Source organism: Caulobacter segnis ATCC 21756 (genome assembly GCF_000092285.1).
GTDB lineage: Bacteria > Pseudomonadota > Alphaproteobacteria > Caulobacterales > Caulobacteraceae > Caulobacter > Caulobacter segnis.
On record NC_014100.1, the window covers coordinates 2,511,322 to 2,532,036 of the forward strand.

The 20,715-nt window shown below is 67.6% G+C and carries 21 protein-coding genes and 1 pseudogene; 14 read left to right on the top strand and 8 right to left on the bottom strand.

What is annotated here, in order from left to right; translation table 11 throughout:
* The first annotated feature begins 86 nt into the window (after positions 1-86).
* The 3 genes from rsmA (at position 87) to CSEG_RS11545 (ending at position 3,288) form a co-directional block, all read left to right on the top strand.
* Positions 87-905 carry a 16S rRNA (adenine(1518)-N(6)/adenine(1519)-N(6))-dimethyltransferase RsmA gene (gene rsmA, locus CSEG_RS11535; RefSeq protein WP_013079410.1) on the top strand — a complete coding sequence of 273 codons (819 nt, stop codon included), beginning with the start codon at positions 87-89 and terminating at the stop codon, positions 903-905.
* Positions 906-1,165: 260 nt separating this feature from the next.
* Positions 1,166-2,755: a sensor histidine kinase gene (locus CSEG_RS11540; protein WP_013079411.1), complete on the top strand. Its 1,590-nt coding sequence runs from the start codon at positions 1,166-1,168 to the stop codon at positions 2,753-2,755.
* Positions 2,756-3,030: 275 nt separating this feature from the next.
* Positions 3,031-3,288: a GlsB/YeaQ/YmgE family stress response membrane protein gene (locus tag CSEG_RS11545; protein ID WP_013079413.1), complete on the top strand. Its 258-nt coding sequence runs from the start codon at positions 3,031-3,033 to the stop codon at positions 3,286-3,288.
* A gap of 48 nt (positions 3,289-3,336) precedes the next feature.
* Here the strand turns inward: CSEG_RS11545 and gmk are convergent, their stop codons facing one another.
* The 7 genes from gmk to fabD form a co-directional block, all read right to left on the bottom strand.
* On the bottom strand, positions 3,337-3,978 hold the full coding sequence (gene gmk, locus CSEG_RS11550; RefSeq protein ID WP_013079414.1) for a guanylate kinase: 642 nt from the start codon (positions 3,976-3,978) through the stop codon (positions 3,337-3,339).
* Positions 3,971-4,852 carry a YicC/YloC family endoribonuclease gene (locus CSEG_RS11555; protein ID WP_013079415.1) on the bottom strand — a complete coding sequence of 294 codons (882 nt, stop codon included), beginning with the start codon at positions 4,850-4,852 and terminating at the stop codon, positions 3,971-3,973. Before CSEG_RS11555 ends, gmk begins: the two co-directional genes overlap by 8 nt.
* Positions 4,853-4,856: 4 nt before the next feature.
* Positions 4,857-5,927 (bottom strand): endolytic transglycosylase MltG, encoded by a 1,071-nt coding sequence (gene mltG, locus CSEG_RS11560; RefSeq protein ID WP_013079416.1) that lies wholly within the window; start codon positions 5,925-5,927, stop codon positions 4,857-4,859.
* The gene (gene fabF, locus CSEG_RS11565) at positions 5,924-7,204 is read right to left on the bottom strand and encodes a beta-ketoacyl-ACP synthase II (RefSeq protein WP_013079417.1); all 1,281 of its coding nucleotides are present in this window, start codon (positions 7,202-7,204) and stop codon (positions 5,924-5,926) included. The genes mltG and fabF overlap by 4 nt, the downstream gene beginning before the upstream one ends.
* Positions 7,205-7,369: 165 nt before the next feature.
* Positions 7,370-7,606, bottom strand: coding sequence for an acyl carrier protein (locus CSEG_RS11570; protein ID WP_004615098.1), 237 nt, complete (start codon positions 7,604-7,606; stop codon positions 7,370-7,372).
* A gap of 140 nt (positions 7,607-7,746) precedes the next feature.
* Entirely contained in the window at positions 7,747-8,487 is a 741-nt protein-coding gene (fabG, locus tag CSEG_RS11575) for a 3-oxoacyl-[acyl-carrier-protein] reductase (RefSeq protein WP_013079418.1), read from the bottom strand.
* Positions 8,488-8,505: 18 nt separating this feature from the next.
* Entirely contained in the window at positions 8,506-9,450 is a 945-nt protein-coding gene (gene fabD / locus CSEG_RS11580) for an ACP S-malonyltransferase (protein ID WP_013079419.1), read from the bottom strand.
* Positions 9,451-9,615: 165 nt separating this feature from the next.
* On the opposite strand from fabD, the gene CSEG_RS11585 reads away from it, so the two are divergent.
* The 4 genes from CSEG_RS11585 (at position 9,616) to CSEG_RS11595 (ending at position 12,200) form a co-directional block, all read left to right on the top strand.
* A complete protein-coding gene (locus CSEG_RS11585) occupies positions 9,616-10,149 on the top strand; it encodes a peroxiredoxin (protein ID WP_013079420.1) in 534 nt (177 codons plus the stop codon).
* A 68-nt stretch (positions 10,150-10,217) separates the two neighbouring features.
* Positions 10,218-10,745, top strand: a complete 528-nt coding sequence (locus CSEG_RS23330; protein WP_244264900.1) for a hypothetical protein — start codon at positions 10,218-10,220, stop codon at positions 10,743-10,745.
* Positions 10,733-11,317 carry a helix-turn-helix domain-containing protein gene (locus CSEG_RS23335; RefSeq protein WP_244264901.1) on the top strand — a complete coding sequence of 195 codons (585 nt, stop codon included), beginning with the start codon at positions 10,733-10,735 and terminating at the stop codon, positions 11,315-11,317. The genes CSEG_RS23330 and CSEG_RS23335 overlap by 13 nt, the downstream gene beginning before the upstream one ends.
* A gap of 73 nt (positions 11,318-11,390) precedes the next feature.
* The gene (locus CSEG_RS11595; protein ID WP_013079421.1) at positions 11,391-12,200 is read left to right on the top strand and encodes a sterol desaturase family protein; all 810 of its coding nucleotides are present in this window, start codon (positions 11,391-11,393) and stop codon (positions 12,198-12,200) included.
* Here CSEG_RS11595 and CSEG_RS11600 read toward each other — a convergent pair.
* Complete coding sequence (locus CSEG_RS11600; protein ID WP_013079422.1) at positions 12,175-12,837, bottom strand: hypothetical protein; 663 nt, start codon at positions 12,835-12,837, stop codon at positions 12,175-12,177. The two genes, CSEG_RS11595 and CSEG_RS11600, sit on opposite strands and share 26 nt — an antisense overlap.
* A 270-nt stretch (positions 12,838-13,107) precedes the next feature.
* On the opposite strand from CSEG_RS11600, the gene rpsF reads away from it, so the two are divergent.
* The 7 genes and pseudogenes from rpsF to alr all read left to right on the top strand — a co-directional run bounded on the left by rpsF (position 13,108) and on the right by alr (position 20,705).
* Entirely contained in the window at positions 13,108-13,482 is a 375-nt protein-coding gene (rpsF, locus tag CSEG_RS11605; protein ID WP_013079423.1) for a 30S ribosomal protein S6, read from the top strand.
* A 14-nt stretch (positions 13,483-13,496) separates the two neighbouring features.
* On the top strand, positions 13,497-13,775 hold the full coding sequence (gene rpsR, locus CSEG_RS11610) for a 30S ribosomal protein S18 (RefSeq protein WP_013079424.1): 279 nt from the start codon (positions 13,497-13,499) through the stop codon (positions 13,773-13,775).
* Positions 13,776-13,788: 13 nt separating this feature from the next.
* Positions 13,789-14,373: a 50S ribosomal protein L9 gene (rplI, locus tag CSEG_RS11615; protein WP_013079425.1), complete on the top strand. Its 585-nt coding sequence runs from the start codon at positions 13,789-13,791 to the stop codon at positions 14,371-14,373.
* Between the two features lie 196 nt (positions 14,374-14,569).
* The gene (locus tag CSEG_RS11620; protein ID WP_041538283.1) at positions 14,570-16,975 is read left to right on the top strand and encodes a TonB-dependent receptor plug domain-containing protein; all 2,406 of its coding nucleotides are present in this window, start codon (positions 14,570-14,572) and stop codon (positions 16,973-16,975) included.
* 207 nt (positions 16,976-17,182) lie between these two features.
* Positions 17,183-18,700: a replicative DNA helicase gene (locus CSEG_RS11625; RefSeq protein WP_013079427.1), complete on the top strand. Its 1,518-nt coding sequence runs from the start codon at positions 17,183-17,185 to the stop codon at positions 18,698-18,700.
* A 195-nt stretch (positions 18,701-18,895) separates the two neighbouring features.
* Positions 18,896-19,583 (top strand): annotated as a pseudogene (locus tag CSEG_RS11630) (MarC family protein).
* A gap of 39 nt (positions 19,584-19,622) precedes the next feature.
* On the top strand, positions 19,623-20,705 hold the full coding sequence (alr, locus tag CSEG_RS11635) for an alanine racemase (protein WP_013079428.1): 1,083 nt from the start codon (positions 19,623-19,625) through the stop codon (positions 20,703-20,705).
* The last annotated feature ends 10 nt before the right edge of the window (positions 20,706-20,715 follow it).

The following is a 20,715-nucleotide window of genomic DNA, read 5'->3' on the forward strand; positions in this document are numbered from 1 at the left end:
AGTGGCTGCCGGTTTCGGCGGCCATCATGCTCTAATTATCCGAATGAGCCTGTTTATCCTTCGGATAACAGGGGGAGACTTAGACGATGAGCCTGGCCGACCTGCCGCCGCTGCGCGAGGCCCTGGAGCGCCACGACCTGATGGCGCGCAAGAGCTTCGGCCAGCACTTCCTGCTGGACCTGAACGTCACGCGGAAGATCGCGCGCCTGGCCCAGATCGGCGAAGGCGACACCGTGGTCGAGGTCGGTCCCGGCCCCGGCGGCCTGACCCGCGCCCTCCTGGAAACCGGCGCCCGCGTCGTGGCGATCGAGAAGGACAGCCGCTTCCTGCCCCTGCTCTCCGAGGTGGCCGAAGTGGCCGACGGCCGGCTTGAACTGGTCGAAGGCGACGCGCTGAAAGTCGACGCCGCGCAGGCGGCCGGAGGACCAGCGCATGTGGTCTCCAACCTTCCCTACAATGTCGGCACCCAGCTTCTGATCAACTGGCTCACGGGGCCCTTCCGGCCGCTGTCGATGACCCTGATGTTCCAGAAGGAAGTCGCCGACCGCATCGTCGCCCAGCCGGACGACGACGCCTACGGCCGCTTGGCGGTGATCGCCCAGACCCTTTGCGAGGCCAAGACGGTCATGGACCTGCCGGCCAAGGCCTTCACGCCGCCGCCCAAGGTCGCTTCGGCCGTGGTTCGCCTGGTCCCGCGCCAGGATCCGCCGCCGGCCGAGATCGTCGCGGCGTTGGAGCGGGTCACGGCCGCCGCCTTCGGCCAGCGCCGCAAGATGCTGCGCTCCAGCCTCAAGGCCCTCGGCGGCGGCGAGCTCTGCGAGAAGGCCGGAATCAGTCCCGACGCCCGCGCGGAGGTCATCGACCTCGCCGGCTTCTTGGCCCTGGCGAAGGCGACCCTCGCCTAGGCCGCTGGAAGGCCTCGATGATCGGGCATGGCCGGATGTCCGAGGCCGCGCAGGCGTCGGCCGACCGCGTTAGCGAAGCCCGCGCCGCCCGCAGCTCATGACGCTCAGGATGCTGGTCACGCAGCACGGGTAAAGTCCCTCAAAAGCCTATTGACGGTGGAGCCGCTGATCTCCAGCTTGCGCCGGGGATTAGCGGGGCGAACGTGACCACAAGACGTGCGTTGAACGCGCCTTCGACAGTCGCGCGAAGACTTCTGTTCATGGCGCTGACGCTGGCCGCGCCGGCCATCCTGCTGATGGGCCTGCTCGTCGCCACGCAATACGCCGAAGGCCAGCGCCGCTTCGCCACCCAACTGACCGCCATGACGCGAGCGCTTTCGCTCGCGACCGATCGCCAGATCGGACAAGGCCAGAGCATCCTGCAGGGCCTGGCGGTGTCGACGGCCTTGGCGGAAGGCGACCTCAAGACCTTCGAGAGGCAGGCGAGAGAGGCCACGCAAGGGCGTGACGGCTGGATCGTGCTGATGACACCGGACCTCCAGTTGATCAATACGCGAATCCCGCCCGGTCAGCCGACACCCGTGGCCCCGATCACGCCCCACTCCTGGCAGGAGATGACCACGGGCAAATCTAACGTCAGCAACCTGATCCCCCGGCCCGGCAAAACGCCCATCCTGGGGGTCAACATGCCTGTGCTGGTCAGGGGACGACTGCTGGTGCTGGGCTACATGCAGAACCCGTCGGCCTTCCACGCTCTCATGGCCGCCCAAGGCTTTCCCGAAAGCTGGACCGCCAGCATCGTCGACCGGAACGCTGCGGTGGTGGCGCGCTCGCGCGACCAGGAGAAGATGCTGGGCAGACAGGCCAGCGCCGAGATGCGCAAGGCGATGGCCCGCGCTAATGACGGTGTCGTCTACACCCACACCCTGGACAGCATCGCCACGCTATCCGCCTTCAGCCGCTCGTCGACCTACGGCTGGACTTTCATCGTCGGCGTGCCGCGCGGAGAGGTCGATCGGGCCGTCCTCGGTTCGCTGGGCCCCGCCCTGGCCGGCGCGGCCCTGATGATCGCCCTGGCGGTGGCCGCCGCCTTCGGCTTCGCCCGTCCCATATCGCGCGACGTCCGCACCCTGGTTGGCGAGGCCGAAACCCTGGCGGCCGGCGCCCCCCTGGACCCGGCGCGCTCCCACCTGTTGGAGATCGCCGAGGTGCGCCGATCGCTCCGGGCCGCCGCCGACGTTCTGCGCCGCCGCGAGGACGAGGCGAGCCAAGCGGCGGAGCGCCAGCAATTGATGATCAACGAGCTGAACCACCGGGTGAAAAACACCCTGGTCGTCGTTCAGTCGCTGGCCCGACACAGCCTGCGGGACGGCGGCCTGCTGGGTCTGCGGCAGTTCAACGACCGTATCCACGCCCTGGCCAGCGCTCATGATCTCCTGACCCGCCGCAGCTGGGAAGGCGCGGATCTTGGTGAAATCCTCGCCGAGACGCTGCAACCCTACGCTTCTCAGGTGACCTTGGAGGGGCCGCCGCTGCCGCTCTCTCCCAATAGCGCCGTGGCTCTCGCGATGATCTTCCACGAGCTGGCCACCAATGCTTCGAAATACGGGGCCCTGACGCGCGAGGCCGGCCGGGTGACCATCGTCTGGCGGCGCGAAGGGCGCGCCCGAGCCGAAATCCGTTGGGAAGAGGTCGGCGGACCGCCGGTGAGCCCGCCCCAGCGCAAGGGTTTCGGCTCGCGTCTCGTCGCCGCCAGCCTCAAGGGCGAGCTCGCGGGCTCGGCGACCTTCGACTACGCGCCGGAAGGCCTGAGTTGTGTGCTCACCATTCTCGCCACGACCAGGGTTTGAGCAGGGCAAGACCGATCGTCGCAGCGCCTCGTTGTCGCCTTGGCTTGGCCATCGACGACCTGCAATAGAGGACACCAGTCGTAGGGGAGTTCTCGCGTGAGCTTGTCTTTTCTGATCGGGGCCATTCTGGGCTCTGGCCTGTTCATCGCCCTGGGCCGTGCGCCCGCCGAGAAGCTGATCGCGATCGTTCAGGAGCGCATGCGCGGGAACTAACGGCGCCGTTGAGCCTTTTTTGGACAAGGTCGCGCAGGGCGGCCGTCCAAGGAGTCCCTACGATGTCCATTCTCGCCTGGCTTCTTCTCGGCCTGATCGCCGGCTTCATCGCCAGCAAGCTCGTCAACCGCTCCGGCAGCGGCCTGCTGCTGGATATCGTGCTCGGCATCGTCGGCGCGTTCGTCGGCGGCTGGCTGTTCAACCAATTCGGCAACAGCGGCGTCTCAGGCTTCAACCTCTACAGCCTGCTGGTCGCCACCGTCGGCGCCATCGTCGTGCTGGCGATCTATCACTTGATCTTCAGCCGTCGCGCCCTCTAGCGCCCCGGCTCGCGGCGGCGGGCCCTTCGCGGCCCGCCGCTGATCCCTCTAGATCTCTTCTTTGAGGAGATCGCCCACCAGATTGCCGATCCACGGGTTGCGCGACCGCTTCAGCCGTTCGGCGTGGTAGATGTGGGCCAGATCCGCGTACGCGCGATCGAAATCATCATTCAGAATGACGTAGTCGAACTGCTCCCAGGCCGCGACCTCGTCCTTGGCGCGCGACAGGCGACGGTGGATGACTTCCTCGCTGTCCTGGCTGCGCGTGTGCAGCCGGCGGCTCATCTCGGCCAGCGACGGCGGCAGGATATAGACCAGCACGCTGTCCTGCTTGGCCTGGGCGTGAACCTTCATCGCGCCCTGGAAGTCGATGTCGAACAGGGCGCTCTCGCCCCGCTCCAGGGCCTGCATGATCGGCGGCTTGGGGCTGCCATAGTAGTTCCCGTAGACCTCGGCCCACTCCAGGAAGGCGTCCTGGTCGATCATCTCCTTGAAGCGCTCCCGCGTCACGAAATGATAGTCACGCCCGTCATGCTCGCCCGGACGCGGTTCGCGGGTCGTGGCGCTGATCGACAGGTGCAGGTCGTTGTGGTCGGAGACCAGGCGACGGGTCAGCGAGGTCTTGCCGACGCCGGACGGCGCGACGACCATCAAGAGCAGGCCGCGCGTGGGGTGATGGGGCTTATTCAACGTTCTGGACCTGCTCACGGAACTGCTCGATCACGGCCTTGAGCTCCAGACCGATCGCGGTCAGGGCGGTCAGGGCCGATTTCGAGCAGAGGGTATTGGATTCTCTCATGAATTCCTGAGAGAGGAAGTCGAGCCGGCGGCCCGACGCGCCCTCGCCCGCCAGGAGCCCACGCGCGGCGGCGACGTGGCTGGCCAGGCGGTCCAGTTCTTCGCGCACGTCGGCCTTCACGGCCTGGGCCGCGGCCTCCTGGACGATGCGCTCCTCGGCCGCGCCCTCGCCGATCAGCTCGGCCATGCGGCGGGCGAAGCGCTCCTTCAGCACCGAAGGCTGACCGGCGGCCTCGCTCTCGGCCTGACGGTTCAGGTCCTCGATCCGGTCGACCAGGCCATGCAGCACCGGCGACAGGGCCGCGCCTTCCTCCAGACGCGCCGACTTGAGCCCGTCCAGCGCCTGGCCGATCGAGGCGGCCATGGCGGCCTCGACGGCGGCGCGGGTCTCGGCGTCATCCTCGTCCTCGCGCGCCTCGATGACGCCCTTCAGGGCCAGCAGGCCGTCCAGCGAGGGCTTGGCGACCATGCCGGTGGCGACATAGGGGCCGCCGGCGGTCAGGTAGCGCTCCAGAACCTGGATGTTGACCTTGGTCTCGCCGCCGCTTTCGGCGCGCTTGGCCTGGACGCCAAGGGTCACCTGGCCGCGCTGGAAGCGCGCCTGCGACCCATCGCGGGCGGCGCGCTCAAGGCCCTCGAAGCCGGGCGGGCCCCGGAAGCGGGTCTCGAGATTGCGGCCGTTGACGCTGCGGGCCTCGACGGACCAGGACCAGGCGCCGTGCGCGCCCTCGACCCGGGAAAAGCCGGTCATTCCGGACAGCGGCATCGGCTCAGCCCCCCGTCTTGGCGGCGCGCTGGCGCTCGATCTGTCGCCACTTGACGACATTGGCGTTGTGCTGCTCCAGCGTCGAGGCGAAGACGTGTCCGCCCGTACCGTCGGCGACGAAGTAGAGATCACCCGTCTTCAGCGGATTGAGCACCGCCGCCAGGGCCGCGCGGCCCGGATTGGCGATGGGGGTCGGCGGCAGGCCGGCGATCAGATAGGTGTTGTAAGGCGTCGGGCGGCGCAGTTCGGACAGCAGGATGCCGCGCCCCAGCGGGCGACCGCGCGAGATGCCGTAGATGATGGTCGGGTCCGAGCCCAGGCGCATGCCGGTGCGCAGGCGGTTGACGAAGACCGCCGCCACGCGGGGGCGCTCTTCCGGCAGGCCGGTTTCCTTCTCGACGATCGAGGCCAGGATCACGGCCTCTTCCTTGGACGAGAACGGCAGCCCAGGCGCTCGGCTCGCCCACAGGGCGTTCAGAACCTTGTCGCGGTCGTCCATCATCCGCTGCAGGACGGCGGCGCGGTCCTCGCCACGCTGGACCTCGTAGGTCTCGGGCAGGATCGCGCCTTCCGGCGGCGTCGCCGCCTCGCCGGTCAGGACGACGGACTTGTTGAGGATATCCATCACCATGTCCGAGGTCAGGCCCTCGGGAACGGTGATCCAATGGCGCACGATGCGGCCGCGACGGATGGCGTCGAGGACCGAGGCCATCGAGGCGCGCGACTTGAACTCGTATTCGCCGGCCTTCAGCGTGCGCGCCGCGCCGGTCAGCTTGGCGGCGGTCATGAAGATCGAGGACGAGCCGATCACCCCGCCTTTTTCCAGGCTGGCGGCGATTTCCGGCAGGCTGGAGCCCTTGCGCAGGACGACGGTGGTGGTCTCGCCCGACGTCGCGGCCGGCCCAGGTCCGTTATAGACCCAAAGGGCGGCCAGAACGGCCAGGACGCCGACCGCCACGAAGGTGGCGACGGCGCCCAGCAGGCCGCGCGTCAGCCGGCTGGCGGCCGACGCGGTCTCCCGGCGGGAGGACTTGCCCCGCGTGGTCTTCTTGCGGGGAGACGGCTTCTTGCTCACGAGACCTTCTTGAACACGACCGTGGCGTTGGTGCCGCCGAAGCCGAAGCTGTTGGACACGGCCACGTCGATCTTGTGCGGCACGGCCTTGTTCGGCGCCAGGTTCATGGCGACGTGGACGTCAGGGTTGTCGAGGTTGATGGTCGGCGGCGCGATCTGATCGCGGATCGCCAGCACCGAGAAGATGCCCTCGATCGCGCCGGCCGCGCCCAGGAGGTGGCCGGTCATCGACTTGGTCGAGGACATGACGACGTTCTTGGCGTGATCGCCCAGAAAGCGCTCGACGGCGCCCGCTTCCAGGCCGTCGGCCATGGTCGAGGTGCCGTGGGCGTTGACGTAGTCGATGTCCGAGGGCTTCAGGCCCGCGTCCTTGACCGCCGCCGACAGGGCGCGGAAGCCGCCTTCGCCGTCTTCCGACGGCGCGGTGATGTGGTGGGCGTCGCCCGACAGGCCGTAGCCGACGACTTCGGCGTAGATCTTGGCCCCGCGCGCCTTGGCGTGCTCGTACTCTTCCAGCACCATCACGCCGGCGCCCTCGCCCATCACGAAGCCGTCGCGGTCCTTGTCATAGGGACGCGAGGCCTTTTCGGGCGTGTCGTTGAACGACGTGGCCATGGCGCGGCAGGCGATGAAGCCGGCGACGCCGACCTTGCAGACAGCCGCCTCGGCGCCGCCGGCGATCATCACGTCCGCGTCGCCGTACTTGATCAGACGCGCGGCGTCGCCGATGGCGTGGGCGCCGGTGGCGCAGGCCGTCACGACCGCGTGGTTGGGGCCCTTGAAGCCGTATTTGATCGAGACCTGGCCCGAGATCAGGTTGATCAGGGCCGAGGAGATGAAGAACGGGCTGACCCGACGGGGCCCCTTGGCCTCCAGCTCCAGGGCGGTGTCAGCGATCGTCGACAGGCCGCCGATGCCCGAGCCCAGGATGACGCCCGTGCGCCACTTCTGTTCGTCGGTTTCCGGAACCCAGCCCGAATCCTTGATGGCCTCGTCGGCGGCGGCGATGCCGTAGAGGATGAAGTCGTCCACGCGCTTCTGGTCGCGCGGGCTCATGGTCTGGTCGGGATCGAAGCTGCCCTCGACATCCGGACCGCCGCCGCCGCGACCGTCGACGCGCGGCACTTCGCACGCGACCTGGCAGGCATACTCGGTCGGATCGAAGGCCGTGATGCGGTTCGCGCCGGACTTGCCGGCCAGAATGTTCTTCCAGGTGATATCAACGCCCTGGCCCAGAGGGGTCAGCAGGCCCAGCCCGGTGACGACGACTCTACGCATGGATCACTCCCAACCTTCGACGCGGAGGGCGGTATGTGGGGAGCTCCCCAAGGCCGCGCCACTCGCGAATCTTGGCCTCAAACGAAAACCGCCGCGCGCACGATGGCAAGAGCCCGTGCGACGCGGCGGAAATGGTCAGGTTCGCTCGCGCGAACTCGACGCCTCTTAGGCGGTCTTTTCCGTGATGAACTTCACGGCGTCGCCAACCGTCTGGATGTGCTCGGCGGCGTCGTCCGGGATTTCGATGTCGAACTCTTCTTCGAACGCCATCACCAGCTCGACGTTGTCGAGGCTGTCGGCGCCCAGGTCGTCGATGAAGGAAGCCTTCTCGGTGACCTTCTCGGGATCGGCATCCAGGTGCTCGATGACGATCTTACGCACGCGCTCGAGAATGTCGGACATTCTGTTCAGTCCCTCGTTATGAAATTTCGGACTGCGGGCAGACAGGCGAAGCGCCCGCTTTCCGCAGGAATTGTCGGGCACCGCCTATCACGTTCCTTTTCGGCTTACTAGCGGGTCGCCGACAAAGGAACGGGGACGGCTTAGATCATCGCCATGCCGCCGTTGACGTGCAGGGTCTGACCGGTGACGTAACCGCCCTCGTCGCTGGCCAGGTAAACACAGGCCGCGGCGATGTCACTCCCCTCGCCCAGCTTGCCGGCGGGAATCGTCGAGAGGATGCCGGCCTTCTGCTGATCGTTCAGGGCGTCGGTCATCGGGCTGGCGATGAAGCCGGGGGCCACGCAGTTGACGGTCACGCCGCGGCTGGCCAGTTCCTGGGCCAAAGCCTTGGAAAACCCAATCATTCCGGCCTTGGAGGCGGCGTAATTGGTCTGGCCGGGGTTACCCGTGACGCCCACGATCGAAGTGATGCCGATGATGCGGCCGGCGCGGCGCTTCATCATGCCCTTTGCGGCGGCGCGCGAGAGGCGGAAATAGCCTTCCAGGTTCACCTTGATCACGGTGTCCCAGTCCTCGTCCTTCATGCGCACGATCAGGCCGTCGCGGGTGATGCCGGCGTTGGCGATCACGATATCGAGCGGCGCGCCGGCGGCTTCCTCGGCCTTGGCGACCAGGCCGTCGACCTGCTCGGCGTCCGAAAGATTGGCAACGACGGTCGAGGCGCGGTCGCCCAGTTCCGCCTTCAGCTCGGCCAGGGCCGATTCGCGGGTGCCGGAGAGCACGACATGCGCGCCCTGGGCGTGCAGGGCGCGGGCGATGGCGCCGCCGATGCCGCCGGTGGCGCCGGTGACGAGGGCGGTCTTGCCGGTGAGGTCGAACATGTTCGGCTTTCCTTGGACTTAGAGCGAGGCCGCGAAGGCTTCGAGATCGGCGGGCGTGTTCAGCGGCGTCGCCTCGGCGTCCGGCGCGATGCGCTTGGCCATGCCCGAGAGAACCTTGCCGGCGCCGGCCTCGGCGAAGCGGGTGACGCCGCCCTGGGTCGCCAGCCAGGTCATGCTCTCGCGCCAGCGGACGCGGCCGGTGACCTGCTCGACCAGCAGCTTGCGGATGACGTCGGGGTCGTGGACCGGGGCGGCGGTGACGTTGGCCACCAGCGGCGCGCGCGGGGCCAGGATCGTCGTCTTGGCCAGCGCCTCGGCCATCTCGTCGGCCGCCGGCTGCATCAGCGGGCAGTGGAAGGGCGCCGAGACGTTCAGCGGAATGGCCCGCGCGCCCAGCTCCTTGGCCTTCTCGATGGCCTTGTCGACGGCGGCCTTGGCGCCCGAGATCACGACATTGCCGTTGTTGTTGTCGTTGGCGACGACGCAGACGCCGACTTCCGAACCCGCCTTGGCGGCTTCCTCGGCCAAGGCCAGGTCGGTCTTGGGACCGATCAGCGAGGCCATAGCGCCCTCGCCCACCGGGACGGCGCGCTGCATGGCCTGGCCGCGCAGCTTCAGGAGGCGCGCGGTGTCGGACAGGCTGATGGCGCCGGCGGCGGCCAGGGCCGAATATTCACCCAGGGAATGGCCCGCGACGAAGGCGGCCTTGTCGATCCCGACGCCGAATTCCTTCTCCAGCGTGCGGGTGACGGCCAGGCTGACCGCCATCAGGGCCGGCTGAGCGTTTTCGGTCAGCGTCAGGTCGCCCTCGGGGCCTTCCTTCATCAGGGCGAAAAGCTTCTGGCCCAGGGCGTCGTCGACCTCCTGGAAGACCTCGCGCGCGGAGGCGAAGGCCTCGGCGAGATCCACGCCCATGCCGACCGACTGGCTGCCTTGGCCGGGAAAAATGAAGGCGATGCTCATCTAAGCCCGCTCCGTTCTTTGTAGATTCAAGGCCGGGAGGGTTAGGGTAAAGCCGGCCGGCGGGCAAGTGCGGCGGCGCGAGGCGACCAGCGCTTGCAATCATCGCGGCCACGTCCAAAGTGCGCACGCCCACGTAGCTGGACCATCATTCCTCGGAGTCGCGCCATGAAGACTGTTCTCGCCGGTGTCGCCGCAGCCGCCCTCGCCTTCGCGTCCCCCGCCCTGGCCGCCCTGAAGGTCGGCGACAAGGCGCCGGACTTCAGCGCCAAAGCGGCCCTGGCCGGCAAGGACTTCGATTTCAGCCTGGCCAAGGCGCTGAAGAAGGGCCCGGTCGTGCTCTACTTCTTCCCGGCCGCCTACACCGCCGGCTGCACCGCCGAGGCGCACGAGTTCGCCGAAGCCACGCCCGAGTTCGAGAAGCTGGGCGCCACGGTGATCGGCGTCACGGCCGGCAATGTCGACCGCATCAAGGACTTCTCCAAGGAGCACTGCCGCGACAAGTTCGCGGTCGCCGCCGCCGACAAGGCTCTGGTGAAAAACTACGACGTCGCCCTGGCGGTGAAGCCGGACTGGTCGAACCGCACCTCGTACGTGATCGCGCCGGACGGCAAGATCCTGCTGTCCTACACCGACGGCAACTTCATGGGCCATGTGACCCAGACCATGGGCGCGGTGAAGGCCTACAACGCCAAGAAATAGCGAGCGTTTTTGGGTTTCAACCAGCCGCGCGGGTTGAAGCTCGCGCGCGCTGGCGGCCATGATCGGCCATGACCGATCTCTCGGAAATCGAAGCGATCATCCGCGGCGTCGCCATCGGAGGCTTCGCCGCCAGCGGGCTCGTGCTGGTCGCGACGCCCCGCCCTTCCCTGACCCGCTGGCTCGGCGCGGCCTTCTTCCTGGGCGTCATCGCTCATGTCGTCACGGCGTGGGGCCCGGAGCTCAAGAGATTTGATCCCGTGTGGGCCGCCTCGGTCATCGGAGCGGGGCTTTTCTGGATGTTCGCGCTGGACTTGCTGGAGGACCGGCCTCGTCCGCCCCTCTGGCGGTTCGCGGCGCCCGCGGCCGCCTTCCTATTCTGGCTCGCGGCCCAGGTCGCGCCGAAGGCTTGGTGCGAGACTATTTGGGGCGGGTATGTCGCCATGCAGATGATGATGGTGACGCACATCCTTGTGGTGGCCTGGCGGGGTTGGCGCGGCGACCTCGTCGCGCAGCGTCGTCGGCTGAGGCCGATTCTCGCCGTGTCGGCCTGCGTCTCTATGTGCTGGAGGTGGCCGCCAGGGACATGGGCTGGCTGAACACCCTCCCCCCCGCCTCGGTGGATGTGGCGCAGGCCGCCCTTCTCGCCGTCCTGGCCCTGGGCACGACGCTGGTCCTCTTGCGCGCCGAACCGCAACTGGTCGCCCAGAGCGAGACGCCCGCGGGGTTGGCTTCGCGCAAGCCGCTCGACCTCACGCCCGCCGACCGCCTGATCCTGGCCCGGCTGGACAAGGCCATGGACGAGACCGAGGTCTGGCGCGGCGAGGACCTGTCGATCGGAAGCCTCTCGGCGCTGGTCGGCGCGCCAGAGCACCGTCTTCGCAAGCTGATCAACGGCGCGCTGGGCCACCGCAACTTCGCCGACTACGTCAACGGCCGGCGGATCGAAGCCGCCAAGGTCGCCTTGGCCGACCCGGAACTGGCCCTGAAGTCGGTCTCGACCATCGCCTATGAGCTGGGCTTCGGTTCGCTGGGGCCGTTCAACCGCGCCTTCCGCGCCGCCGTCGGGGTCACCCCAACCGCCTGGCGCCAGCAGGCGACGCCGGCGATCGCCCATCTGAGACTGGTCGAAACCGGGCAAACCCCGTCGAAAGCCGACAAACGCGCCTGATTTCGCGGGCGGCGAGACCAACTGGACGGCCGACGCTTTCCCTGGCGGGGTTCATCGCCAAGGAGCCCCGCAGATGCTCGACACTCTCATCGCCTTCGCCGGTCACTGGCTGGGCGGCATGCAGATCGACGTGACCCGCTACGTGATCTTCTCGGTCGGCGTCTGGCTGACCCTCTGGGTCGTGCTGGCCGCGCCGTTGGCGAGCCGCAAGATCCGCGACGGCCGCCCGCCCGCCCGCCAGTTGCTCGTGGAATTCGCGGTCTCGATCCGATCGATCATGATCTTCTCGACCGTGGGCCTTCTGACCTTCGGCCTGTTCCGGGCGGGGCTGCTGCCGGGTCCCTACATCGCCCGGAGCTGGGGCCCGGTCTGGTTCTGGACGAGCTTGGTTCTGATGATCGTCGCCCACGACGCCTGGTTCTACTGGACGCATCGGCTGATCCACGATCGGCGCCTGTTCCGGACCTTCCACCGACGGCACCACCGGTCGAACAACCCCTCGCCCTTCACCGCCTACAGCTTCGACCTGGGCGAGGCCTTCATCAACGGCGTCTTCGTGCCGCTGTGGATGATCCTCGTCCCGACCCAGTGGCCGGTCGTAGGCCTGTTCATGCTGCACCAAATCGTCCGCAACACGATCGGTCACTCGGGATACGAGCTGTTTCCGGCCCGCAAGGATGGCCGGCCGCTGATCCCCTGGCTGACGACGGTGACCCACCACGACCTGCACCACGCCCAGGCGGGCTGGAACTACGGCCTCTATTTCACCTGGTGGGACAAGCTGATGGGCACCGAGCACCCGGAGTATCTGAAACGCTTCGCCGAGATCACGCGCCGTAAGTCGCGCAAGCTGGAGGCTACCAGCTCGCCTTCACCAGCTTGACCATGGCGCGGGCGTCCTGCAGGCGCCACTGTTCACGGTCGGTGTTGACGCCGCGCAGGCTGACCGTGAACTCGGCGGGGATGTCGAAGGGGCGCGTGAGGGAGAGATCGACGCCCTCCTCGCCCCGCGAGCCGCCGCCAAAGGCGATCGAGCCGATCGGCCGGCCTTCCAGGGTCAAGGACGATCGGATGTTGGCCCGAGCGACCGGGACCTTGCTGGGCACAGCGACCGCCTGGCTAGCGTCCATGTCCATCGAGACCCGGACATAGTTGGCGCGCGGCAGCAGGCCAAAGCCGAACATCTTCGACATCGACGAGCGGACCTGGGCCTCGCGGTCGTTCCATGTGGCCCCCAGCGCCAAGGATCGCTGACCGATGCGGTCGTCATCGGGCTTTTGGGTCAGGTTGAGATCAAGACCGTAGGTCGGATTCTCGATCGTCCCGGCGCTCTTGACCGTCAGGGCCACCTTCTGGGTGTCGGTGGACAGGTCCAGCGGCAGCGCCGCCGAGTAGCCGGCAAAGCGACCGTCCTTGGCGGAGACCGACATGTTCGGCTTCTGGATAAGTTCGGCGCACGCGGGTCCGCCGACGGCAAACGCCGTCGCGAGCACGATCGTGAAGCGTGACTTCATCCCCATACTCGCCTGCTAGCATACCCGCCCATGAGGTTGAACCCCCTAGGCGGTCATTTGTATGACCGATAAAGCCGGCGCCGACATTCGAGGCAAACCCCGATCCGGCTTGCCTTTCGGCCCCATCTTCTGTAATAGCGCGCGTTCTCACGGAAGAGCGGTCTTGCACGCACCCATCCGGGACCGGGGTTCTCCCCGCTCGGCGTGCCGGATCCATCGTGGTCGACGGACTTCCGTCGTCGTCCGCGCCGCCTTCCACAACGGAAGAAGGAAAACATGGCGTTCTACGAACACGTGGTCATCGCGCGGCAGGATATCTCGCCGCAACAGGCCGAAGCTCTGAACGAGCAACTCAAAGCCCTCATCGAAGAGAATGGCGGTCACATCGCCAAGATCGAGTACTGGGGCCTGCGTAACCTCACCTACCGCATCAAGAAGAACCGCAAGGGTCACTATTCCCTGCTCGCGATCGACGCCCCGGCGCCGGCCGTGAAGGAAATGGAGCGCCAGCTGCTCATCAACGAAGATGTGCTGCGCTTCATGACCATCCGCGTGGAAGAGCTGGACCTCGAGCTGTCGCCCGTGCTGGCCCGTCGCGATCGCGGCGACCGCCCCGAGCGTCCGCGCGAAGATTTCGGCGCTCAGGCGTAAGGGAGAAATAGATCATGACCGATACGACTGCTCCCGAAGTCGGCGCTCCGGCCGCCGCCGCTGGCGGCGCCCGCCGTCCGTTCTTCCGTCGCCGCAAGGTGTGCCCGTTCTCGGGCGCCAACGCGCCGAAGATCGACTACAAGGACGTGAAGCTGCTGCAGCGCTACGTCTCCGAACGCGGCAAGATCGTGCCGTCGCGCATCACCGCGGTGTCGGCCAAGAAGCAACGCGAACTGGCCAAGGCCATCAAGCGCGCCCGCTTCCTGGCTCTGCTCCCCTACGTCGTGAAGTAAGGGAGACGCCACGATGAAAGTCATTCTGCTCGAACGCGTTGAAGGCACCGGCGTCCTCGGCGACGAAGTCACCGTCAAGGACGGCTTCGCCCGGAACTACCTGCTGCCCCGCGGCAAGGCCCTGCGCGCCACCAAGGCGAACCTGGCCACCTTCGAAGCTCAGCGCGCTGAGATCGAAGCCCGCAACGTCAAGAACCGCGAATCCGCCGAAAAGAACGGCGAGTCGCTGGACGGCACGCAATACGTCCTGATCCGTCAGGCTGGCGAAAGCGGCCAGCTGTACGGTTCGGTCGCCGGTCGCGACGTGGCTGACGCCATCCGCGCCGAAGGCGGCAAGGTCGACCGCTCGATGGTCGTCCTGGACAAGCCGATCAAGACGCTCGGCGTCCACGAAGTGAAGGTGAAGCTGCACGCGGAAGTGACCATCACGGTCACCCTGAACATCGCGCGCAGCGCCGACGAAGCCGAGCGCCAAGCGCGCGGCGAGAACGTGATCAACTCGCAGTTCGAGGAAGATCGCGCGGCCGAAGCCGAAGCCGCCCAAGACATGGCGGAAGGCGGCGCCGGTTCGTTCGAAGGCGACCACTACGAAGCCTAAGACCCGTCAGGGTTCTGAACGTTTCAAGAGAACGGCGCGGAGCAATCCGCGCCGTTTTTTTCTGCGCCGAAGCCTAGAAATGCTCAGCTTGTAGGCGCCCAGGCGAAATCCCATGTTCGTTCCGGGGGCGATCAAGACCCCCGCCTCGGGGCGCAAGGACGCATGTCCGCGCCCCGGCTACGAGAGGGGATTTCTCATGCGTTACAGAGTCTTGTTGCTGGCCGCCGCCTCGCTGACGGCCTTCTCCGCCACCGCCCAAGCCCAGACCGCCACGCCGCCCGCCGACGATACCGCCGTCGAGCAGATCGTCGTCACCGGTTCGCGCGTCGCCCGCTCGCGCCTCGACACCATTTCGCCCGTCGACGTCGTCGACAGCAAGGCGCTGACCCGCCAGGGCACGCCCGAGCTGGCCCAAGCCCTCGCCAATCTGGCGCCGTCGATCGACTTCCCTCGCCCGGCCGTGACCGACGGCACCGACTCGGTGCGTCCGGCCACCCTGCGCGGCCTCGCGCCCGACCAGACCCTGGTGCTGCTGAACGGCCGCCGAGCCCACACCTCGGCCCTGGTCAATATCAACGGCTCGATCGGCCGGGGCTCGGCCCCGTTCGACCTGAACACCATCCCGACGGCGGCGCTGTCGAGCGTCGAGATCCTGCGTGAAGGCGCGGCGGCCCAGTACGGCTCGGACGCCATCGCCGGCGTCATCAACCTGCGCCTGCGCGAAGCCAGCAGCGGCGGCGGGGCGAGCGCCAGCTACGGCGTCTACAACACCAAGGTGAAGACGACCCGCGATCCCGACGGCCGGAAGGCCAATGACGGTCCGGTCTACAGCGCCTCGGTCTGGCAGGGCTTCTCGCTGCCCAACGACGGCTTCCTGACCCTGACCGGCGAGTATTCGTACCGCAACCCGACCAACCGCGCCGACCTCGACCCGCGCGTCACGCCCAACAAGGTCACCGGCATCTTCGGCGATCCCCAGGTCGAGACCAAGACGATCTACGCCAACTTCGGGCTGTCGCTGAACGACGCCTGGAAGCTCTATGGCCTGGCTGGCTATCAGAACCGCAAGGGCGAAAGCGCCGCCTTCCCGCGCCTGGCCGACAACGCCAACAACTACGTCTCGGTCTATCCCAACGGCTACGTGCCGAAGATCACCACCGACATCGACGACTACAACCTGGCCTTCGGCGCCAAGGGCGAGGTCGCCGGCTTCACGGTCGACGCCGGCGTGAACTATGGGAACAACAAGGTCGCCTACGGCACCATCAACTCCCTGAACGCCTCGCTCGGCCCGACATCGCCCACGCGGTTCAAGGACGGATCGATGCAGTACGGCCAGTGGGTGGCCAACCTGGACTTCACTCGCCCGCTGGAGCTCTTCAACTTCGCCAAGCCCAGCACCCTGGCCTTCGGCGTCGAATATCGCGACGAGAGCTACAAGATCCGCGCCGGCGAAAACGCCTCGTGGGCCAATGGCGGCAACGGCAAGGGCGCCGGCGCGCAGGGCTTCCCGGGATTCCGTCCGTCCAACGAGGTCGACGTCAGCCGCAACGCCACCAGCCTCTACGCCGATCTCGACAACCAGATCACCGACAAGTTCGCCGTCGATCTGGCCGTGCGTTACGAGGACTATTCGGACTTCGGTTCGACCACGACCGGCAAGATCGCCGCGCGCTATGACCTGACCGACAGCTTCGCGATCCGCGGGGCCTATTCGTCGGGCTTCCGCGCTCCGGCCCTGCAGCAGCAGTACTTCACCACAACCTCGATCAACATCATCGGCGGGGCGGCGGTGGACGTCGGCACCTTCCCGGCCACCAGCGCCACGGCGGCCGTCCTAGGCGCCAAGCCGCTGGAGCCAGAAAAGTCCAAGAACTACTCGTTCGGCGCGGTCTTCCGCAAAGGCCCGTTCGAGCTCACGGTGGACGCCTATCAGATCGACATCGACAACCGGATCGTGCTCTCGGAGAATATCCAGGGCTCGGCCACCGGTACGGCCACGCAGAGAGCGATCTACACCCTGCTGCAGCCGTTCGGGGTCACCACGGCCCGGTTCTTCATCAACGGCGTGGACACCCGCACCAAGGGCGTGGACGTCGTGGGGCGCTATCGTCTGGAGACCGACCAGGCTGGTCGCTTCGACTTCACCCTGGCGGCCAACTTCAACGACACCAAGGTCCAGCGCGTGCCGACCACCAGCACGCTCTCGTCCCTGCCCGTCCCGCCCGCCCTGTTCTCGCGCGTCAACGTCGCGATCTTCGAGGAAGGCACGCCCGACAAGAAGTTCGTGGCGTCCAGCGACTGGTCGAAGGGTCCGTTCAGCGCGACCCTGAAGGGTGCCTACTACGGTTCGGTTCTGGTCCCCAACTCGAACCAGGCGCTAGACTACCGCACCGGCGCCAAGTCGGTCTGGGACCTCGAGGGCCGCTACGCCTTCGCCCAGAACGTCACCTGGGCGGTCGGCGTGAACAACCTGTTCGACACCTATCCGAACAAGGCCCCCGCGGCGGTGAACACGACCGGCGTGACGGCCTTCTCCAGCTTCTCGCCGTTCGGATTCAACGGGCGGTTCCTCTACACCCGCCTCGCCTACAACTGGTGAGCCGAGACTAGACGATAACGCAAACGTTTGGGCGCGGAGAGCGATCTCCGCGCCCTTTGCTTTCGACCTTACGTCAGGAACGGACGCCAGCTTGAGACCGTGCACTTGCACGATCCGTAGCTCAGAACATACACAGAATATCCCCGTTCATCTGACTCGCCGGGCCAACTCCCCCGCGCGTCGAAAGCCGCGTCGCGTTAACTTCCGATGATGTCCCTCGTACCCGCGCTCGACCTGCGTCCGCCGATCGAAGAGCCCACGATCAACGTGGCGCCGCACAACATGGAAGCCGAGCAGGCGCTGCTCGGGATCCTCCTGTACGACAACGCCGCTTACGAGCGGCTGACCGACAACCTGCAAGCCCGCTGCTTCTACGAGCCCTTCCACCAGCGCCTGTTCCAGGCCGTCGAGACTCACGTCCGCAAAGGTCAGCTGGCCGAACCGATCCTGCTGGCCGACGAGTTCAAGAACGACCCGGCGTTCCAGGAGCTGGGCGGCCTGCGCTACCTCGCCGACCTCGTCGACCGCGCCCCGCCCGCGGCCAACGCCGGCGACTACGCCCGGGTGATCTTCGACCTGTCGCTGCGGCGCGAGCTGATCCGCATCGGCGGCGACATCGCCACGGCCGCCCAGGGCGCCGGCGACGAGAAACGCGCCGCGCGCGACCAGATCGAAGCGGCCGAACAACAGCTCTACAGCCTGGCCGAAAGCGGCGCGGCCTCGTCCGGCTTCGTGTCGTTCGGCGACGCGCTGCGCGGCGCGGTCGAGATGACCGCCGAGGCCTACAGCCGCGACGGCGGCATGTCCGGCATCGCCACCGACCTGATCGACCTCGACCAGAAGATCGGCGGCCTGCACCCGTCCGACCTCGTGGTCCTGGCCGGACGCCCGTCGATGGGTAAGACAGCCCTGGCGACCAACATCGCCTTCAACATCGCCAAGAAGTACGCCTACGAGATCCAGCCCGACGGCACCAAGAAGACCGTCCAAGGCGGGGTCGTGGCCTTCTACTCGCTGGAAATGAGCGCCGAGCAGCTCGCCTTGCGTATGCTGGCCGACGCCTCGGGCGTGTCGGGCGACCGCCTCCGCAAGGGCGAGATCGACGCGAGCGAATTCGGCCGGGTCCGCGACGCGGCCATGGAGCTGCAGGAAGCGCCGCTCTACATCGACGCCACCGGCGGCATCTCGATCGCCAAGCTGACCGCCCGCGCCCGCCGCCTGAAGCGCCAAGTGGGCCTTGATCTGATCGTGGTCGACTACCTGCAGCTGGTCACCGGTTCGGACCTTGGGGCCAACGCCAACCGGGTGCAGGAAGTCTCGCAGATCACCATGGGCCTCAAGGCCTTGGCCAAGGAGCTGGCCTGCCCGGTCATCGCGCTCTCACAGCTGTCGCGTCAGGTGGAAGCCCGCGACGACAAACGGCCCCAGCTCTCCGACCTTCGGGAATCGGGCTCGATCGAGCAGGACGCCGACATGGTCTGGTTCGTATACCGCGAGGCCTACTATGTGGGCCGCGCCGAGCCGCGCGAGGGCACGCCCGAGCACCTGACCTGGCAGGAAGAGATGGACCGCCTGCACGGCCTGGCCGAGGTGATCATCGCCAAGCAGCGCCACGGCCCGATCGGCACCGTGCGCCTGTCGTTCAACAGCGACACCACGCGCTTTGGCAATCTGGCCAAGGATCACTACTTCGCCCAGGCGCGGAACATTCCCTCGGACGAATAGCGGCGCAAGACGCCCCCTCCGGCCCTTTGGGCCACCTCCCCGCTTCGCAAGGGAGGAGGAAAACCCATCCTCACCCGTGTAACGGGGGAGGTGGCGCGATGCGTAGCATCGTGACGGAGGGGGCGCTCGCGCGTTTGACTCCGTCCCGCCCCTCAAGCCACCGTCCCCGCCTCGCCCTTTTCCCAGACGAGTCGCATGGACTTCAGCCCCCCTGCCCACCTCCAGCCTCGTCGGCGCGTTCCTGATCGCGTTTCCGGCGCTGTTCTCGATCGTCAATCCGGTGGGAGCGTCGCTGATCTTCCATCAGGCGATGTCGGGCCGCGCCCGCGAAGAGCGGCTGAAGCTGGCGCGGCAGATCGGCTTCTACGCCTTCCTGGTGCTGCTGGGGTCACTGCTGCTGGGCGGCTACATCCTGAACTTCTTCGGCGTCAGCCTGGGCGCCCTGCGAGTGGCCGGCGGTCTCGTCGTGGCGATCCGCGCCTGGGGCCTGCTGATGGACCCGCAGGAGAACGAGGAGCGCAAGACCAGCCAGACCGAGACGGCCCAAAGCCACGAGGACGTGGCGTTCTTCCCGCTCACCATGCCGTTCACGACCGGCCCCGGCTCGATCTCGGTGGCCATCGCCCTCTCCTCCCAGCGCCCCACCGAGGGCGACGCCGTGGCGCCGTTCTTCATCGGCGCGGGCCTGGCCGCCGCCCTGGTCGCGATCATGGTCTGGCTGCTCTACAGCGCCTCCGAACGCGTCATGCGGATGCTGGGCCCGGCAGGCGCTCGGGTGCTCTCGCGACTGGTCGCCTTCCTGCTGCTGTGCATCGGCGTTCAGATCATCGCGTCCGGCGCGGAAAACCTGATGGCCAAGTTCATGGCCGCCCACCACGGCTAAACCGTTGAACCGCTGGCCCGCGTCGGCTACGCCCACCCCGTGACCGACCTCCACGACGCCCGCCTGACCATCGACCTCGACGCCCTCGCCGCCAACCACGCGGCCCTGCAGGCGCGCGCGGGCGATGCGGAGGTCGCACCGGCGGTGAAGGCCAACGCCTATGGGCTGGGCGCGGCGCGCGTCGCCGACCGACTGTGGGCCGAGGGCGTCCGAAGCTTCTATGTCGCTCGCCTGGCCGAGGGCGTGGCCCTGCGCGCGGCGCTGGGCGACCGCGAGGCCGCGATCTACGTCCTGGACGGCGCCACGCCCGGCGCCGGCGACGCCCTGGAAGGCGCGCGCCTGACCCCCGTGCTCAACAGCCTGCCGCAGATCGAGGCTTGGAACGCCCAGGCGCGCGCGGGCCGCCTGAAGGCCGCCCTGCACCTCGACACGGGCATGAACCGGCTGGGCCTGCGCCCCGAGGAATTGAAGGTGCTGCTGGGCGCCACCGATCGGCTCAAGCGCCTGGACCTGGAGCTGGTGATCAGCCACCTGGCCTGCGCTGACGTTCCGGACCACCCGATGAACACTCGGCAGCTGGAGCGCTTCAGCGAGGCGGTCGCGCAGCTTCCGAACGCTCGCAAGAGCTTCGCCAACTCGGCCGGTCTGTTCCTAGGCGAGGCCTATCGCTTCGACCAGGCCCGACCGGGGATCAGCCTCTATGGCGGCGGCCCCGAAGGCCGCCCGCATCCGGAAATCCGCGCCGTCGCCACCGTCGAGGCGCCCATCCTCCAGGTGCGGGTCGTGCCGCGCGGCGAGACCGTCGGCTATGGCGCGACCTGGACCGCGCCCGACACCACGCGCATCGCCATCGTTGGCGCCGGCTATGCCGACGGCGTGCCGCGCGCGAGCCATCCCAAGGGCCAGGTCTGGTTTGACGGCGCCCGCCGGCAAATGCTGGGTCGCGTCTCGATGGACCTGATGGCGGTCGACGTCACCGACTGCGACGCCGCGCGTCCGGGCGCGATGGTCGAACTGCTGGGGTCCAACATGCCCATTGACGACGCCGCGACGGCGGCGGGCACGACGGCCTACGAGCTGCTGACGAACATCGCCCCGCGCGCCCGGCGCATTTACCGCTAAGCCTGCGTCC

Coding starts and splice junctions, on each gene's coding strand:
- rsmA (WP_013079410.1), top strand. CDS start 87: ATGAGCCTGGCCGACCTGCCGCCGCTGCGCGAGGCCCTGGAGCGCCAC.
- CSEG_RS11540 (WP_013079411.1), top strand. CDS start 1,166: ATGGCGCTGACGCTGGCCGCGCCGGCCATCCTGCTGATGGGCCTGCTC.
- CSEG_RS11545 (WP_013079413.1), top strand. CDS start 3,031: ATGTCCATTCTCGCCTGGCTTCTTCTCGGCCTGATCGCCGGCTTCATC.
- CSEG_RS11555 (WP_013079415.1), bottom strand. CDS start 4,852: ATGCCGCTGTCCGGAATGACCGGCTTTTCCCGGGTCGAGGGCGCGCAC.
- fabF (WP_013079417.1), bottom strand. CDS start 7,204: ATGCGTAGAGTCGTCGTCACCGGGCTGGGCCTGCTGACCCCTCTGGGC.
- CSEG_RS11570 (WP_004615098.1), bottom strand. CDS start 7,606: ATGTCCGACATTCTCGAGCGCGTGCGTAAGATCGTCATCGAGCACCTG.
- fabG (WP_013079418.1), bottom strand. CDS start 8,487: ATGTTCGACCTCACCGGCAAGACCGCCCTCGTCACCGGCGCCACCGGC.
- fabD (WP_013079419.1), bottom strand. CDS start 9,450: ATGAGCATCGCCTTCATTTTTCCCGGCCAAGGCAGCCAGTCGGTCGGC.
- CSEG_RS11585 (WP_013079420.1), top strand. CDS start 9,616: ATGAAGACTGTTCTCGCCGGTGTCGCCGCAGCCGCCCTCGCCTTCGCG.
- CSEG_RS23330 (WP_244264900.1), top strand. CDS start 10,218: ATGACCGATCTCTCGGAAATCGAAGCGATCATCCGCGGCGTCGCCATC.
- CSEG_RS23335 (WP_244264901.1), top strand. CDS start 10,733: ATGGGCTGGCTGAACACCCTCCCCCCCGCCTCGGTGGATGTGGCGCAG.
- CSEG_RS11595 (WP_013079421.1), top strand. CDS start 11,391: ATGCTCGACACTCTCATCGCCTTCGCCGGTCACTGGCTGGGCGGCATG.
- CSEG_RS11600 (WP_013079422.1), bottom strand. CDS start 12,837: ATGGGGATGAAGTCACGCTTCACGATCGTGCTCGCGACGGCGTTTGCC.
- rpsF (WP_013079423.1), top strand. CDS start 13,108: ATGGCGTTCTACGAACACGTGGTCATCGCGCGGCAGGATATCTCGCCG.
- rpsR (WP_013079424.1), top strand. CDS start 13,497: ATGACCGATACGACTGCTCCCGAAGTCGGCGCTCCGGCCGCCGCCGCT.
- rplI (WP_013079425.1), top strand. CDS start 13,789: ATGAAAGTCATTCTGCTCGAACGCGTTGAAGGCACCGGCGTCCTCGGC.
- CSEG_RS11620 (WP_041538283.1), top strand. CDS start 14,570: ATGCGTTACAGAGTCTTGTTGCTGGCCGCCGCCTCGCTGACGGCCTTC.
- CSEG_RS11625 (WP_013079427.1), top strand. CDS start 17,183: ATGATGTCCCTCGTACCCGCGCTCGACCTGCGTCCGCCGATCGAAGAG.